Annotated in this window: 10 protein-coding genes; 2 read left to right on the top strand and 8 right to left on the bottom strand. The window is 44.2% G+C overall.

Annotation, left to right across the window (positions count from 1 at the left end; all coding sequences use genetic code 11):
• The 8 genes from KIO97_RS25235 to KIO97_RS25200 all read right to left on the bottom strand — a co-directional run bounded on the left by KIO97_RS25235 (position 1) and on the right by KIO97_RS25200 (position 11,403).
• Positions 1-1,272, bottom strand: a complete 1,272-nt coding sequence (locus KIO97_RS25235; protein WP_038891573.1) for a YeaH/YhbH family protein — start codon at positions 1,270-1,272, stop codon at positions 1-3.
• A 45-nt stretch (positions 1,273-1,317) separates the two neighbouring features.
• Positions 1,318-3,252, bottom strand: coding sequence for a PrkA family serine protein kinase (locus KIO97_RS25230; protein WP_005431706.1), 1,935 nt, complete (start codon positions 3,250-3,252; stop codon positions 1,318-1,320).
• Between the two features lie 489 nt (positions 3,253-3,741).
• The gene (locus tag KIO97_RS25225; protein WP_005534010.1) at positions 3,742-4,242 is read right to left on the bottom strand and encodes a YfbU family protein; all 501 of its coding nucleotides are present in this window, start codon (positions 4,240-4,242) and stop codon (positions 3,742-3,744) included.
• 158 nt (positions 4,243-4,400) lie between these two features.
• Positions 4,401-5,066, bottom strand: coding sequence for an energy-coupling factor ABC transporter permease (locus KIO97_RS25220; protein ID WP_012127402.1), 666 nt, complete (start codon positions 5,064-5,066; stop codon positions 4,401-4,403).
• A gap of 191 nt (positions 5,067-5,257) precedes the next feature.
• A complete protein-coding gene (gene pflA, locus KIO97_RS25215; protein ID WP_228174897.1) occupies positions 5,258-5,998 on the bottom strand; it encodes a pyruvate formate lyase 1-activating protein in 741 nt (246 codons plus the stop codon).
• A gap of 144 nt (positions 5,999-6,142) precedes the next feature.
• A complete protein-coding gene (locus KIO97_RS25210; protein ID WP_285384281.1) occupies positions 6,143-7,120 on the bottom strand; it encodes a lipid A deacylase LpxR family protein in 978 nt (325 codons plus the stop codon).
• Positions 7,121-7,272: 152 nt separating this feature from the next.
• The gene (gene pflB, locus KIO97_RS25205) at positions 7,273-9,549 is read right to left on the bottom strand and encodes a formate C-acetyltransferase (protein ID WP_043883438.1); all 2,277 of its coding nucleotides are present in this window, start codon (positions 9,547-9,549) and stop codon (positions 7,273-7,275) included.
• A gap of 306 nt (positions 9,550-9,855) precedes the next feature.
• Positions 9,856-11,403, bottom strand: coding sequence for a DUF3360 family protein (locus KIO97_RS25200; RefSeq protein ID WP_038892562.1), 1,548 nt, complete (start codon positions 11,401-11,403; stop codon positions 9,856-9,858).
• Between the two features lie 458 nt (positions 11,404-11,861).
• Here KIO97_RS25200 and KIO97_RS25195 point away from each other — a divergent pair, with 458 nt between their 5' ends.
• Both KIO97_RS25195 and KIO97_RS25190 read left to right on the top strand, forming a co-directional pair.
• Entirely contained in the window at positions 11,862-13,316 is a 1,455-nt protein-coding gene (locus KIO97_RS25195; protein WP_285384280.1) for a flagellar sheath protein A, read from the top strand.
• 233 nt (positions 13,317-13,549) lie between these two features.
• The gene (locus KIO97_RS25190; protein WP_005446708.1) at positions 13,550-14,320 is read left to right on the top strand and encodes an ABC transporter ATP-binding protein; all 771 of its coding nucleotides are present in this window, start codon (positions 13,550-13,552) and stop codon (positions 14,318-14,320) included.
• Positions 14,321-14,358: the final 38 nt, after the last annotated feature.

Here is a 14,358-nt window from a genome sequence, read left to right as displayed (position 1 = left end):
TTACGCATTTTCTTTTTGGAATAGTTCACGGAAGACTGGGAAGATATCCTCCACAGAGCGGATGTTTTTCATGGCGAAGTTTGGAAAGGCTTCGGAAAGCTTTTCATACTCATGCCATAGCGTTTGGTGGGAACGTCTAGTGATCTCGATGTATGAATAGTACTGACAATTTGGCAGTAACTTATTGACGAGTAGGTCACGACAGCGAGGTGAGTCGTCTGCCCAGTTATCGCCATCGGATGCCTGAGCCGCGTAGATGTTCCATTGACCCACAGGGTAGCGGTCTTGAACGATCTCATTCATCAGTTTGAGTGCGCTCGAAACAATCGTGCCACCCGTTTCTTGCGAATAGAAGAACTCGTGCTCATCGACTTCTTTCGCTTGGGTATGGTGACGAATGAAGACCACTTCCACATTCTCGTACGTACGCGTTAAGAACAGATAAAGCAGTACATAGAAGCGTTTTGCAATGTCTTTGGTGGCTTGGTCCATAGAACCAGATACATCCATTAGACAGAACATGACTGCTTGGCTTGATGGCACTGGGCGCTTCTCGTAGTTCTTGAAACGTAAGTCGAAGGTATCAATAAAGGGTACGCTTTCGATTTTTTTGCGCAGATCCTCAATTTCCTTCTTCAGACGATTTTCTTCAAGCTGTTGAGCGGGCTCGATGTTTTTGATGCGAGTAAGCTCATCTTCTAGTTCATTAAGAAGGCGCTTCTTACCTGCCGTCATTGCCGTGCGTCGCGCTAGAGATTGCTGCAGCGAGCGAACAACGGCAATGTTGGATGGAATACCCGCGGTTTGGTAACCCGCACGGTGGGTTTTCCATTCTGTGATTTTGGCAATTTGGTTCTTCTCAAGATTTGGTAACTCTAAATCTTCAAACAAGATATCGAGGTACTCATCTTTTGAAATTTGGAAAACGAACTCGTCTTGGCCTTCACCGTCAGGGCTGGCATTGCCTTCACCAGCACCGCCGCCTTGGCCACCACCTTTCGGGCGTTCGATTTTGTCACCAGTGATAAATTGGTCGTTACCAGGATGCACGCGGTCGCGCACGCCCCCTTTACCCTGATGAAACATAGGTTCGTTAATATCTTTGTGCGGTATTGCGACGTCTTCGCCCGTTTCCGTGTTCGTGATCGAGCGTCGATTCACTGCGTCAGCTACCGACTCTTTAATCTGCTCTTTATGGCGCTTCAAGAAGCGCTGTCGATTAACAGCGCTCTTGTTCTTGCCATTGAGCCTTCGGTCTATAAATTGCGCCATGAAATAGCCCTCTTCATGTTTCACAAGCGACCTAACTCAAACTGGTTAGGATGACTTACGTACTCGTAGGTACCACTCAGAAAGTAGGCGAACCTGTTTCTCGGTATAGCCTTTTTCCATCATGCGAGCGACAAAGTCGTCGTGTTTCTTCTGATCTTCAGAAGAGGTTTTCGCATTGAAAGAGATAACCGGAAGCAGTTCTTCGGTATTGGAGAACATTTTCTTCTCGATTACCGTGCGCAGTTTTTCGTAGCTGGTCCAAACTGGGTTTTGACCATTGTTATTGGCTTTCGCACGAAGCACAAAGTTGACGATTTCGTTTCGGAAATCTTTCGGGTTTGAGATGCCCGCTGTTTTCTCGATCTTCTCTAGTTCAGCATTTAGAGAAGCGCGGTCGAACAGTTGGCCTGTTTCTGGGTCGCGATATTCTTGGTCTTGGATCCAGAAGTCTGCATAGGTGACGTAACGGTCGAAGATATTCTGGCCGTACTCAGAGTAAGACTCTAGATATGCAGTTTGAACTTCTTTACCAATGAACTCGACATAACGAGGCACTAGATAGCCTTTCAAGAATTCAAGATACTTCTCTGCCATCTCGGAAGGAAACTGTTCGCGTTCTACTTGCTGTTCAATCACGTAGAACAAGTGCACTGGGTTTGCAGCCACTTCTGTTTGGTCGAAGTTGAATACGCGAGACAAGATCTTGAATGCGAAACGGGTTGACAGACCGTTCATGCCTTCATCAACGCCAGCGTAATCTCGGTACTCTTGGTAGCTCTTCGCTTTAGGATCGGTGTCTTTCAGTGTTTCACCGTCATACACGCGCATCTTCGAGAAAATGGACGAGTTTTCAGGCTCTTTAAGTCGCGAAAGAATACTGAATTGAGCCAGAGTTTCGAGTGTGCTTGGTGAGCAAGGTGCTTTAGATAGCTCACTGTTTTCAAGCAGTTTCTGGTAGATCTTCACTTCTTCCGACACTCGTAGACAGTAAGGTACTTTCACGATGTATACACGGTCCAAGAACGCTTCGTTGTTCTTGTTATTACGGAAGGTTTGCCACTCAGATTCATTTGAGTGCGCCAGAATCATACCGTCGAATGGAATTGCTGATAGACCCTCTGTCCCGTTGAAGTTGCCTTCCTGAGTTGCAGTCAAGAGTGGGTGTAGCACCTTGATTGGCGCTTTGAACATCTCAACGAATTCCATTAAGCCTTGGTTCGCTTTACATAGCGCGCCAGAGTAGCTGTAGGCATCTGGGTCATCTTGTGAGTAATGCTCTAACTGACGAATATCGACCTTACCAACTAGGGACGAAATGTCTTGGTTGTTTTCATCACCTGGTTCGGTTTTCGCAATAGCCACTTGGTCAAGGATAGAAGGGCGAACTTTCAGTACTTTAAATTTGGTGATATCACCGCCAAATTCATGAAGACGTTTTGCCGCCCATGGTGACATGATAGAACGTAGGTAACGATGCTCGATGCCATACTCTTTCTTGAGAATCTCACCATCTTCTGTTGGATTGAACAAACAGAATGGGTGATCGTTAACTGGGCTTCGTTCGCCGTTTGCGCTAAGCACATAAACGGGCATTTTTTCCATTAGGGCTTTTAGCTTTTCGGCAAGTGATGACTTACCACCACCAACAGGGCCGAGTAGGTATAGGATTTGTTTGCGTTCTTCCAAACCTTGTGCGGCATGCTTGAGGTAAGAAACAATCTGCTCGATTGCGTCTTCCATGCCATAGAAATCTTTGAAGGTTTCATAACGCGAAATGACACGGTTTGAGAATATACGGCTCAGTCTTGGATCTTGAGCAGTATCAATGACTTCTGGCTCTCCGATAGCCATAAGTAGGCGTTCTGCAGCGTTAGCGTAGGCGCTTTTGTCGTCTTTACACAGGGCTAAGAAATCCTGTAACGACATCTCTTCATCTTTTGCAGCTTCATATCTTGATTGATAGTGGTCGAAAATACTCATGTCGCTTTCCCCTTTAACTAGTCAGTCTACCGACGAACGTTGACGCAGGCTTATCCACCCTTGATATGCCCTTCGTTGTATGAAGTTATACGTCCTGTTATCACGTTTGGTTTGTACTGAAGGCAAGCTAGACAAGACCAAAGACTTTGCTTTATGGACACTTTTTCACTGCAACGAAGAACGATGGATAAGTTCCTTTCAATCACTCCCTTTCTCAATTTAAGCCTAGTCGGGGATTTCCAATTTTGCTTAACAATTATGAATTTATTGCAAAAGTGACATTTGAATCACTGTTTAGAGAATTAACAATTTGAGCTGTGAATAGGAGCGATAGAAATCAGATATGTGGCTTTGAATCACTGAGATTAGTGATTTGTGTGCAAGTTACAGAGAATGAAAGACTTAAGCGTGCTTAACGAATGAGGCTGAATTGTGACAGGGGAAAAGAAAAAGGAGAGCCTTTGCTCTCCTTTTCAGATACTTGCTGGATTATGCACTAAAGATTTGCGCCAGTTCGTTTGCACACAAGTGGTATTGACGAGGGCAGTTGCGCCAAGTTTTTAGCATGCGACGGTATTTGTCTAGCATTGGCATTTGACTATTGAAGTGATGGTCCGCTTTATCAAATTGAGGGTAAAGACCTTCTGAATCCACTAGGAAGCGTACGTAATGCACTTGCTGCGCTTCCGTTGCGATATCAAAGCCAAGGAACTGCAGACGACGTTGGTCCACTTTGCCGCGCTCTTCATCATCCAGCATTTTGTTTGATTCTTGCATTGCATGGTACATCTCCATAATGTCGATGATTTCACGACATTCAGTTTCAGTGATGCAGCCAAAATCTTTGTTCAACTCGCGCATTTGCAGCTCGTAACCACGTTCTACAATGGTTTGTAGACGCTTGTATTTTGCCGCATTACTAGGGTCAAGTTGAGACATTAGGTTGTACTGGTTTGATAGGATCAAACGTTGAGCGTTTGACATTTCCATGATGACCTCACTAAATAATCTAATACATTTTTAATGTGCTTAGGTTAACGTTTCGGACGAAGGTGAAACATGATCTCAACACATATTTAATATGAAAAATGGCAAGAATTATTGAATTTAGCCAGTTTAAAAACGCTGTGTTAACGGGCGATGACAGCTTATTTATGGTAATGGTTGTATATATAATCTCGGTCTGAGAAGACTCGTAGCCATTCTGGTTTGAAAACCGTCAACACAGCCAGTGACATTCCGTTGAGAAGTCCTTCAGGGAAGGCAAGCAATGGGACAAAAACAAAGTAATTGTGTTGGATGGTTTGCCAGTCGTAATGACCGATAGAGAGGTGGTAAAAAGAGTTAACGAGTAAATGGAGGCTACCAGTGAGCGCACCATTGAAGAATCCCGCTACAAAAATGAAAACGAAGATATTGCGCGGAAGATACTGATAACTTAGCAAAAAGATAAGATAGCTGATAAGAATTGGAACCAGAGCAGAAAGCACCAATGCGCTTGGTAACATTAACAGCGGTACGCCGTGGATCAAGTGATTGACGATCATGGCAGGGATACAGAGAAGAAACGCTATTCGCCAACCGTACATCATGGTTAGTGTAGTCAACGCAAGAAAGTGAATTTGTAACCCTTCTTTCACACCGGCCTGGGCAGACCACAGAATGCTTAGTAAGAAGAGTGTTGCGAAGACCAAATGTTGGAATGGCTTTTCTTGCTCCATTTTAGGCCAAACCACTTTTCGCCAATCGGGAAGGCAATAAACGACCGCGACCCAGCAAACAATGATGACCGAAACGAAATTAAACCAATCCATGTGTTATTCCAACGCTATTCCTGTAAGCTTTACTTACTACTTAGTATTCCTAATACGTCTAGTATGAGTTGGATAGGGCACAAGGCCGATCAGTTTGTTCGACTAGTTTGTACGACACATACACCAAAGTATAGGTAAAAAAATACCAGCAAGCTGCTGGTATTTTAAATCTATTCAATAACCTAATGCGCTTAGTATTTCACATTTGAGTGGTATTGGGAAAGAATTGACTGGATTTCATCCATTGTTTCTTTTGATGGTGGGTTGACGCCATCAAGCGGATATTCAACACCAAGTGCTTCCCATTTGTGTGCACCAAGTTTGTGGTATGGCAGAAGCTCTATCTTTTCGATGTTGTCCATATCTTTGATGAACTCACCCAGCATGTGCGCTGCTTCTGGCTCGTCAGTGTAGCCAGGGACTACAACATAACGAATCCAAGTCTTTTGACCAATCTTATGTAGGTAACGAGCAAAGTCTAAAACACGACGGTTAGACACACCGATGAACTCTTGGTGGATCTCGTCTTTCATGTGTTTAAGGTCAAGCATGACAAGGTCTGTCGCATCCAATACTTCGTCGATAACATCAGTGTGTTTACGGATGTAACCGTTAGTATCTAGGCAGGTATGAATGCCTTCAGCTTGAGCAGCGCGGAAGAAGTCACGTACAAATTCCGGCTGAAGCATTGCTTCGCCACCAGAACACGTAATGCCACCACCTGATGCATTCATGAAGTGACGGTAGGTTTTTGCTTCTGCAATAATCTCTTCAACCGTCACTTCTTTGCCATCATGCGTGTCCCATGTATCGCGGTTATGGCAATACTTACAGCGCATTAAGCAACCTTGCAAGAAGACGATAAAACGAATACCAGGTCCGTCTACGGTACCACATGACTCAAACGAGTGAATACGACCAGTTGTTGACATCTTTTGCTCTCATTTTTAATAAATTCTGACCGTTATTTTATTACAAATTGAAGGGTTAAAACAGTCTAACAGGATTTTCGTTGGCGAGATAATGAGCAAAGAAAACGGCGAATGAAAACTCACACGCCGTATGAGGGTTTTTCTTTAGAAGAAGGCGAATAAAGAGAGGGAACCAGTACCGTAAACGTCGGTTTGAGCTTCTTTATAGTCTGGTGTTTTGACGGTAAAGGTTAAACTCGCGCCGTAGTTTTGGTTGTACCAAGTGGCACCTGCGACGGCACTCGCTTGCCAGTTTTGTAGCGTAACATCGTATTGATCTGATGGCTCAGGAATACCAGAGCGATCGCCTTCGATGGTGATGTCATTAAAGCGGTAACGACCTTCGAATCCGGTAAACAAGAACCAGCTAGAGGTGCTTTTAGCCAGCATACTTGCGTGGAATGGGCTTTCAACACTGATGTTTGCCGCACCGATGCTGTTTGCTAGGTTTGTACCCCAACGGAACATTACACCTTGTGAAACATCACTACGGAAGTTACCCGCATTAATGTCGTTTACATTGGTGATTTCCCACTGTGTGCTTTCACCTTCGCTGCGCATTAACTTATTGAATGCGCGGTAACCTACGCTGAATGCGATTTCATCATCAATCTGGTATTCCCAACCTTGCGGGTCGGTTGAGCCAGTAATACCGTGCACGATTTCCTGTGCTTTTTCTGACAACGAGCTTTCACCTGTTGCACCGATAGTGAAGTTATAGCGAACGGCTTGATCTGCAGTCAGTAAGATATAGTTGATTTCGGTATGAAGGTAGCCTGCGTAAGGACGATCGTTAACAAGCGGGTAGTCGGCTTCAATGTCACTTGGCGTGTACATCTTGTGACCAAGTACGATTTCAATCTTGTCTACGTTACTTTGGCTGTTGTCATTAAGTGTGAGCCAATTCCACTCTGCGTCTTCACGCAGTTTTTCTGTCGCGTAAGAAAGGAAAATACCGTTGGTGTAATCTTGGTCAACGCCGAAGATACCATCGTTATCTAAAGTGAAAGAGACTGTGGACTTGGTGGATGCAATAGCTGCTGGAGACAGCAGAGCAAGGACGATTAATTTACTAAGTTTCATATATTATGTTTGCAAGCTTTTTGCGCATCATACGGAAGATCACAGACAAAATCTTTCGTAATGTCACAACTTTAGTTCAAGAAACAAAAAAAGGCCGATGCTTTACAGCATCGGCCTCTGTTCTATCACTCAGGGTGTTAATTCAGCTGATCTTATAGAGACTCAGTGAATGTACGTGCGATTACGTCAGCTTGTTGCTCTGCAGTTAGAGAGTTGAAGCGTACAGCGTAACCAGATACACGGATTGTTAGCTGAGGGTATTTCTCTGGGTGCTTAACAGCGTCTTCTAGAGTTTCGCGGTTAAGTACGTTCACGTTAAGGTGTTGACCGCCTTCAATGCCAGACTCGTGGTGGAAGTAACCATCCATTAGACCAGCTAGGTTAGCGCGTTGTGAACCTTCATCTTTACCTAGAGCGTTAGGTACGATAGAGAACGTGTAAGAGATACCATCTTTAGCGTGAGCAAACGGTAGTTTACCTACAGACGTTAGAGACGCTACAGCACCTTTTTCGTCACGGCCGTGCATTGGGTTAGCACCTGGTGCGAAAGGAGCACCTGCGCGACGACCGTCAGGCGTGTTACCAGTCTTCTTACCGTATACCACGTTTGAAGTGATAGTTAGGATAGACTGAGTAGGGATTGCGTCACGGTAAGTCTTAAGCTGACGAATCTTGTTCATGAATACTTCAACAAGTTCACAAGCGATGTCATCTACGCGAGCATCGTTGTTACCGAATTTAGGGTAGTCGCCTTCGATTTCGAAGTCGATTGCTACGCCATCTTCGTCACGAACAGGTTTAACTTGCGCGTATTTGATTGCAGATAGTGAGTCAGCTGCAACAGATAGACCAGCGATACCACAAGCCATAGTACGACGAACGTCACGGTCATGTAGCGCCATTAGTGCAGCTTCGTAGCTGTACTTGTCGTGCATGAAGTGGATGCTGTTTAGTGCAGTCACGTACTGCTTAGCTAGCCAATCCATGAAGTGGTCTAGTTTGCCCCATACATCGTCGAAGTCTAGAACTTCGTCAGTGATCTTAGGCATTTGAGGACCAACTTGGATCTTCAGTTTCTCATCCACACCGCCGTTGATAACGTATAGAAGAGTCTTAGCTAGGTTAGCGCGAGCGCCGAAGAACTGCATGTGTTTACCAATGATCATTGGAGATACACAACATGCGATTGCGTAGTCATCAGACTCGAAGTCTGGACGCATTAGGTCATCGTTCTCGTACTGGATTGATGAAGTATCAATAGATACTTTCGCACAGAACTTCTTGAAGCCTTCAGGTAGTTGCTCAGACCAAAGAACAGTGATGTTTGGCTCTGGAGAAGGACCCATTGTGTATAGAGAGTTTAGGAAACGGAAGTTTGAACGCGTAACTAGCGTACGACCGTCAAGCCCCATACCACCCATAGACTCTGTTGCCCAGATTGGGTCGCCAGAGAATAGGTCATCGTACTCAGGAGTACGTAGGAAACGAACCATACGTAGTTTCATTACGAAGTGGTCGATCATTTCCTGTGCGTCAACTTCAGTGATCTTACCTTCAGCGATATCACGCTCGATGTAGATATCTAGGAAAGTAGAAGTACGACCTAGAGACATAGCTGCGCCGTTTTGAGATTTAACAGCTGCTAGGTAACCGAAGTAAGTCCATTGGATTGCTTCTTGTGCAGTTTCAGCTGGACGAGAGATGTCACAGCCGTATTTCTCAGCCATAACTTTCATTTGGCCAAGTGCACGGTGCTGCTCAGCGATCTCTTCGCGAAGCTGCATAGTCATTTGTAGATCTTCACCGTTCTCAAAACGCTCTTGTAGAGACTTGAATTGAGCTAGCTTGTCTTTCATTAGACGGTCGATACCGTATAGAGCAACACGACGGTAGTCACCGATGATACGACCACGGCCGTAAGCATCTGGAAGACCAGTTAGAACGCCTGATTTACGACATGCTAGGATATCTGGAGTGTAGATATCGAATACGCCAGCGTTGTGCGTTTTGCGGTACTCTGTGAAGATTTTCTTAACTTGTGGATCAAGCTCGCGATCGTAAGCTTTGCAAGAACCTTCAACCATACGGATACCACCGTTAGGGATGATTGCACGCTTAAGCGGAGCTTCAGTTTGTAGACCTACGATAGTTTCTAGGTCTTTTTCGATGTAGCCTGCATCGTGAGCAGTGATGGTAGAGATAACTGAAGTATCGAAATCAACAGGAGCGTGAGTCGCGTTCTCTTGTTTGATACCTTCCATTACCTTAGCCCAAAGCTTGTTAGTCGCTTCAGTACCTTCAGAAACTAGGAAAGATTCGTCGCCTTCGTACGGAGTGTAGTTCTTCTGAATGAAATCACGAACGTTTACTTCGTTTTGCCAGTCGCCTGCAGCAAAACCTTCCCAAGCTTTAGCAAATTGCTCTGCCATGACATACCTACCTTTGTAGTAGAAAAAAATACGTACTGGTTCGCCGTTGAGCCAGCTATCTCCACTGTTAGATGGAGAACAGTACACTCTTAATGAATAACAATATGTATAGTCTTAAATAAGAAAATGTGGGTCATAAAACTATAAATATTGTCACTGCTAACAATGTGGGTTTTTCCCAACCACAATTCAAGGCTACACTAAAAAAATTCTGCAAACCTTAAACTAAATCAATAAATACTAAAAAATCTCGATAAAAATTGGGTAGCGACAAGCGCTACCCACACAATTTTTGAACGAATGTCATTATAGCCAAGCTTTAATGCCATATTGTCCTTCTAGCATACCTACTGCAAGCATAGCGACCAAACAGATAACAAGTACACCTACAGGGATCACAATCTTGTCTACAAATGACAGGCGAGCTGCACGCTCTTTATCACCAATTAGACCGTTGTTGTCTAGAAGCATCGTCAGTGCCCAAGCTAGAACTGGGTTAACAACTGCTGAACCAAAGATACAGATACCTGCTGCTTGAGAATCTTTTGAGTCTTTCACCATTTGCATACCTGCTTCAAGTAGAGGTAGAGATACACCTACAAGAAGAGCAACACGCATTACTGGTGGCCATACCGCGATATCCATTGGGAAACCAAGGATTGCGATGATCATTACTAGAAGACCAAGAAGGATAGCACCGCCAGGGATAGGGCGTTTCGCGATCGCTGCTGGGATCATGTAAGTACCCCAAGATGAAGTGATGTTACCACCACCTACTGCAGTACCTACCATTTGGCGGATAGAACACATTGTCATAGTGTCATCAACGTCCATCAGTACTTTTTCAGTCTTTTTAGGGTAGTTCAGTTCTTGGAAGATACGGTGACCTAGGAAGTCAGGAGACCACATCGCTACAGCAAGGATTGCAAACGGTAGTGATGCGATGAAGTGTTCCATATTAGGAAGACCTAGCATCCAACCTTCTTCAGTGCTGCCCCACCAGTAAACTGGGTTTAGGTTAGGAAGACCTGTTTCAGTAACGAATTTAATGTCGAAACCTGCGCCTAGTACTAAAGCGATTGCAAGGCCAGTGAAAGCACACACTGGGATTGCTAGCCAACGCTTGTTTACTTTTGCAAGGAATGCGTAGAGCGCGATAGTCACTGCTAGTACGATCAGACCAACATAACCCATGCTGCCCGCTTCAACAGTAGAAGATTGTAGACCAACCGCCCATTCTTGAATCGAAGTGATTTGGCTCATGGTACCCGTTAAGCCCAAGAAAATAAGCAAGCCGCCGGCTGTACCTTCTGAGGTGAGGTTTACTAGCTTGGAGCCGCCTTTCAAGGCACTAAGTAGAAGACCAAATACACCGATTAGAATTGCCAATGCAAGAGGGTGAGCACCAGCAAGAGCGATGGTACCAATAAGAGGGATCATTGGACCGTGGTTACCTGCAAGGTTGGCTTTAGGGTTAATAAAACCAGAAGCAAGTACACAGAAAAGGAGTGCAGGGATAAGCATTTCTACACGTGCAACTTCGATTGCAAAATCTTTGCCTAAGTTTACGTGGTCCCATGCTGCAGTAAGACCTTCAGCCCAAGACATCATCACCGCAGAGTACATCGCGATAATACCGATAGTACCAGCAAGTGCTGGAACAAGGTCTTCAAGCTCAAAGCGGAAGTCACGACCTGGCAAGTTTAAGCCAAAACGACGTGGCTTCATGATTTGTAGTTCGTGGTCTAGGTAGTCTGAACGGCTTGCGAACTCAGATGATGGACGGTGAAGCTCGCGGTAGCTTTTAGTCTCAATATCCGAATCAGAGTGCGCTTTATTCACTGCGTCTGACATAGATTCCTCATATATTTAAAAGTTATGAATTCTAAATTGAATTGTGTGTTTTCCGCTTCCTGCGGCACTTCCTATGCTAGCTATTATTAGATTTTGTCACACGAATACTACGTGCCTAAGCATAGCTAATAACTCGTTGTGTTGAGGCACAAAAAATTCCTCATCATTGACGCGGAGTCTAACAAGATAGCCCTTTGGGGTGATTGATTTAGATCACTTTAAGAATAGATGTGAAAGAAAACTACAGAAAGTGTCTGGCATGCGAACAAGCTGGTGATTTAGTGTGTAATTCGATTACACAAGTTGCATAAAATTAGACTTTGTTTTGCAGAAATAATGCACAATTGAACGTATTGATGCCATTCATAGGTGGAACAAAAAGCTGGCTTCATTCTTGCTTAATACCGAGCAGAGACGATTTTTTGGCTAATCATTGCCGCTCAGTTTAGGAAGAAGACATGAAACAGCTTAAAGTACTGCCGCTAGTGGCAATTATTTCAGGATTAATGGTCGGTTGCGGTGGCGGCGGCGGTGGCGGTGGCGGTGCACCTCAAACCCCTTTTAACTTCACTTTTGTTGCAGCAAAAACTCAAGCGTTGGCAAGTAATGGCTCATGTACGATCTATGACCGCTTTGACTCGAACAATGAAGAGCAAGTATTGAACTACCACCGTTTGGGTGGAGTGCTTGATTCACAGTTAACCGCATATTACTCAGATGCTGCAGGTAACCGTGAAGGTGACTTAGTTACTGCGAGCAACGACAAATTGACGATCATTCTTCAGTCGATTCCTGATGGTGGCAGCGTAACGGTGCAAGAAGTGAATGGCACTATTATTAACGCAATTACATTCTCTAAAGACTTGTTAGAGGCAGATTCTTCACTGAGAAATGTTTATTTATCAGCTGATGCGAATGTAAGTAACACGACTTGTTTAACGGGCAACAACGACTCAATTGTGAACAAGACAGCCCTTGATTATAAAGTTGCTGAAGATGCCGTAGGTAACCCATATTCAACGTTTTATTTTGATTCTCAGCTAGAGACGGTAACGGCAAACGAATCACGCTTTACTAAAGGCGAAGTGTTGCCAGCAGTAAGCACTGAAATAACAATGGTTGCCCAGTACCGAACAGATGCTCGTTCTTCTCTATACCAATATGGTTTTGAGGATTGGGCGGACGATCGCATGGTATTTGCTGGTACACCTTCTACTCCAATGGTGAGTTCTTCTGGTATCAATTTTTCTACTATTGATATTGATACAATTTATAAAAACTTTGCTTATCGTCTAGCTGAAGTGCCTAAGACGAGTGCTTTTTATCACCCTGATGCTTTAAAAGGCGATGTGTGGACATTCAGTGTTGATGGCACAATCTCAACTCCGGGATGGGAAGCAGCATACACGGACAAAGTTTCTGACAACTTTAGTGTTGTAGTCGACGATGCTTCACTGTTTGCAGTAAACAACACTCAGAACGTAAAACCAGGAGTATCGAATAGTGTTGTTGATCTATCTGACAGCATCGGCTTAGGTAACGAAAATGGTTTACAACGTGTTAGTTACCAACAAGGCACAACGGTAGGCTCTACACCGTATGTGGTAAGACATTCTGTTTACTCTCTGATCGAACGTAGTATTGTTGTACCAGACTTAGACTACTCAAGTGTACCAGCAGGTGCTGAAGATGATCTTGTGATCTCTAATAGTTCCCAGATAACACAAAGCTATGTTTTCACTGAAGATGAAGGTGACGTACAAGCTGCAGACTTCCTGACTGCTTTCGCTAATGGTAATGGTACAGACACTAAAGAAGATGTGCTTGGTATTGTTATGAATGAAAAGCAAGTTCGCGATATGTCGAATCGAGTCGCTCAAACTAAGACTCTACTTTTAGAGAGAACTAATTAACACTTTTGTATCTTAACTAGCCCCTCTACTGAGGGGCTTTTTTATGTCAGTTATTCAACATTTAAAGAATATTTAGCTAAATGTTGCATATTAATTTGATTGTTGTATCTATCTATTCGAATTATTTAGGTTAATAATTTGTTGCAACTTGCAGTTGGTGGTGATAGTTTGTTCCAATTCAAAGAGGGCGGAGTCCCTTATTGCAGTGACTAAAACACAGGGAGTAAGGCGCAATGAATGATGTACCAGCGCTAGATATAAAAGACCTGCACAAAACATTTGGACAGAATGAAGTCCTTAAAGGCATTTCACTTGCCGCTCATAAAGGGGATGTTATCTCCATCATTGGCTCTTCCGGTTCCGGTAAGAGTACCTTCCTAAGATGTATTAACCTTCTTGAAACGCCTACTGCTGGTGAGATTTGGGTAAACGGCGAGCTTATCCAGATGAAAAATAACCGAGCAGGAGAGTCCGTTCCAGCCAATGAGAAACAAGTTCAACGTATTCGTTCACGCTTAGCCATGGTGTTTCAGGGCTTTAACCTTTGGTCACACTTAACGGTTCTAGAAAATGTGATTGAAGCGCCGGTGCATGTACTTGGCGTACCTAAAGCACAAGCGATTGAAAATGCAGAGCTGCTTCTGAAAAAAGTAGGGCTGTACGAGCGAAAAGACTACTACCCAGGACACCTTTCAGGTGGTCAGCAGCAACGTGCGGCTATTGCTCGCGCTCTTGCTGTCGATCCAGAAGTGATGCTGTTCGATGAGCCAACCTCTGCACTCGACCCTGAGTTGGTTGGTGAGGTGTTAGGAGTAATGCGAGATTTGGCAGATGAAGGGCGAACGATGTTGGTTGTTACTCATGAAATGGCATTTGCACGTGACGTATCTAACCATGTGATGTTTTTACATCAAGGCTTAGTGGAAGAACAGGGAGATCCAGCTAAGCTATTTACAAACCCAGATTCGGAACGATTACAGCAATTTATCTCATCTATCTACTAATATTTCTTGGGTGGCAGTCTTTTGCCACCTATTAAGCA

The organism is Vibrio sp. B181a, from assembly GCF_030248375.1.
Taxonomy (GTDB): Bacteria; Pseudomonadota; Gammaproteobacteria; order Enterobacterales; family Vibrionaceae; genus Vibrio; species Vibrio campbellii.
Note: the sequence above shows the minus strand (reverse complement) of the source record. Positions and strands in the feature narration are given on the sequence as shown.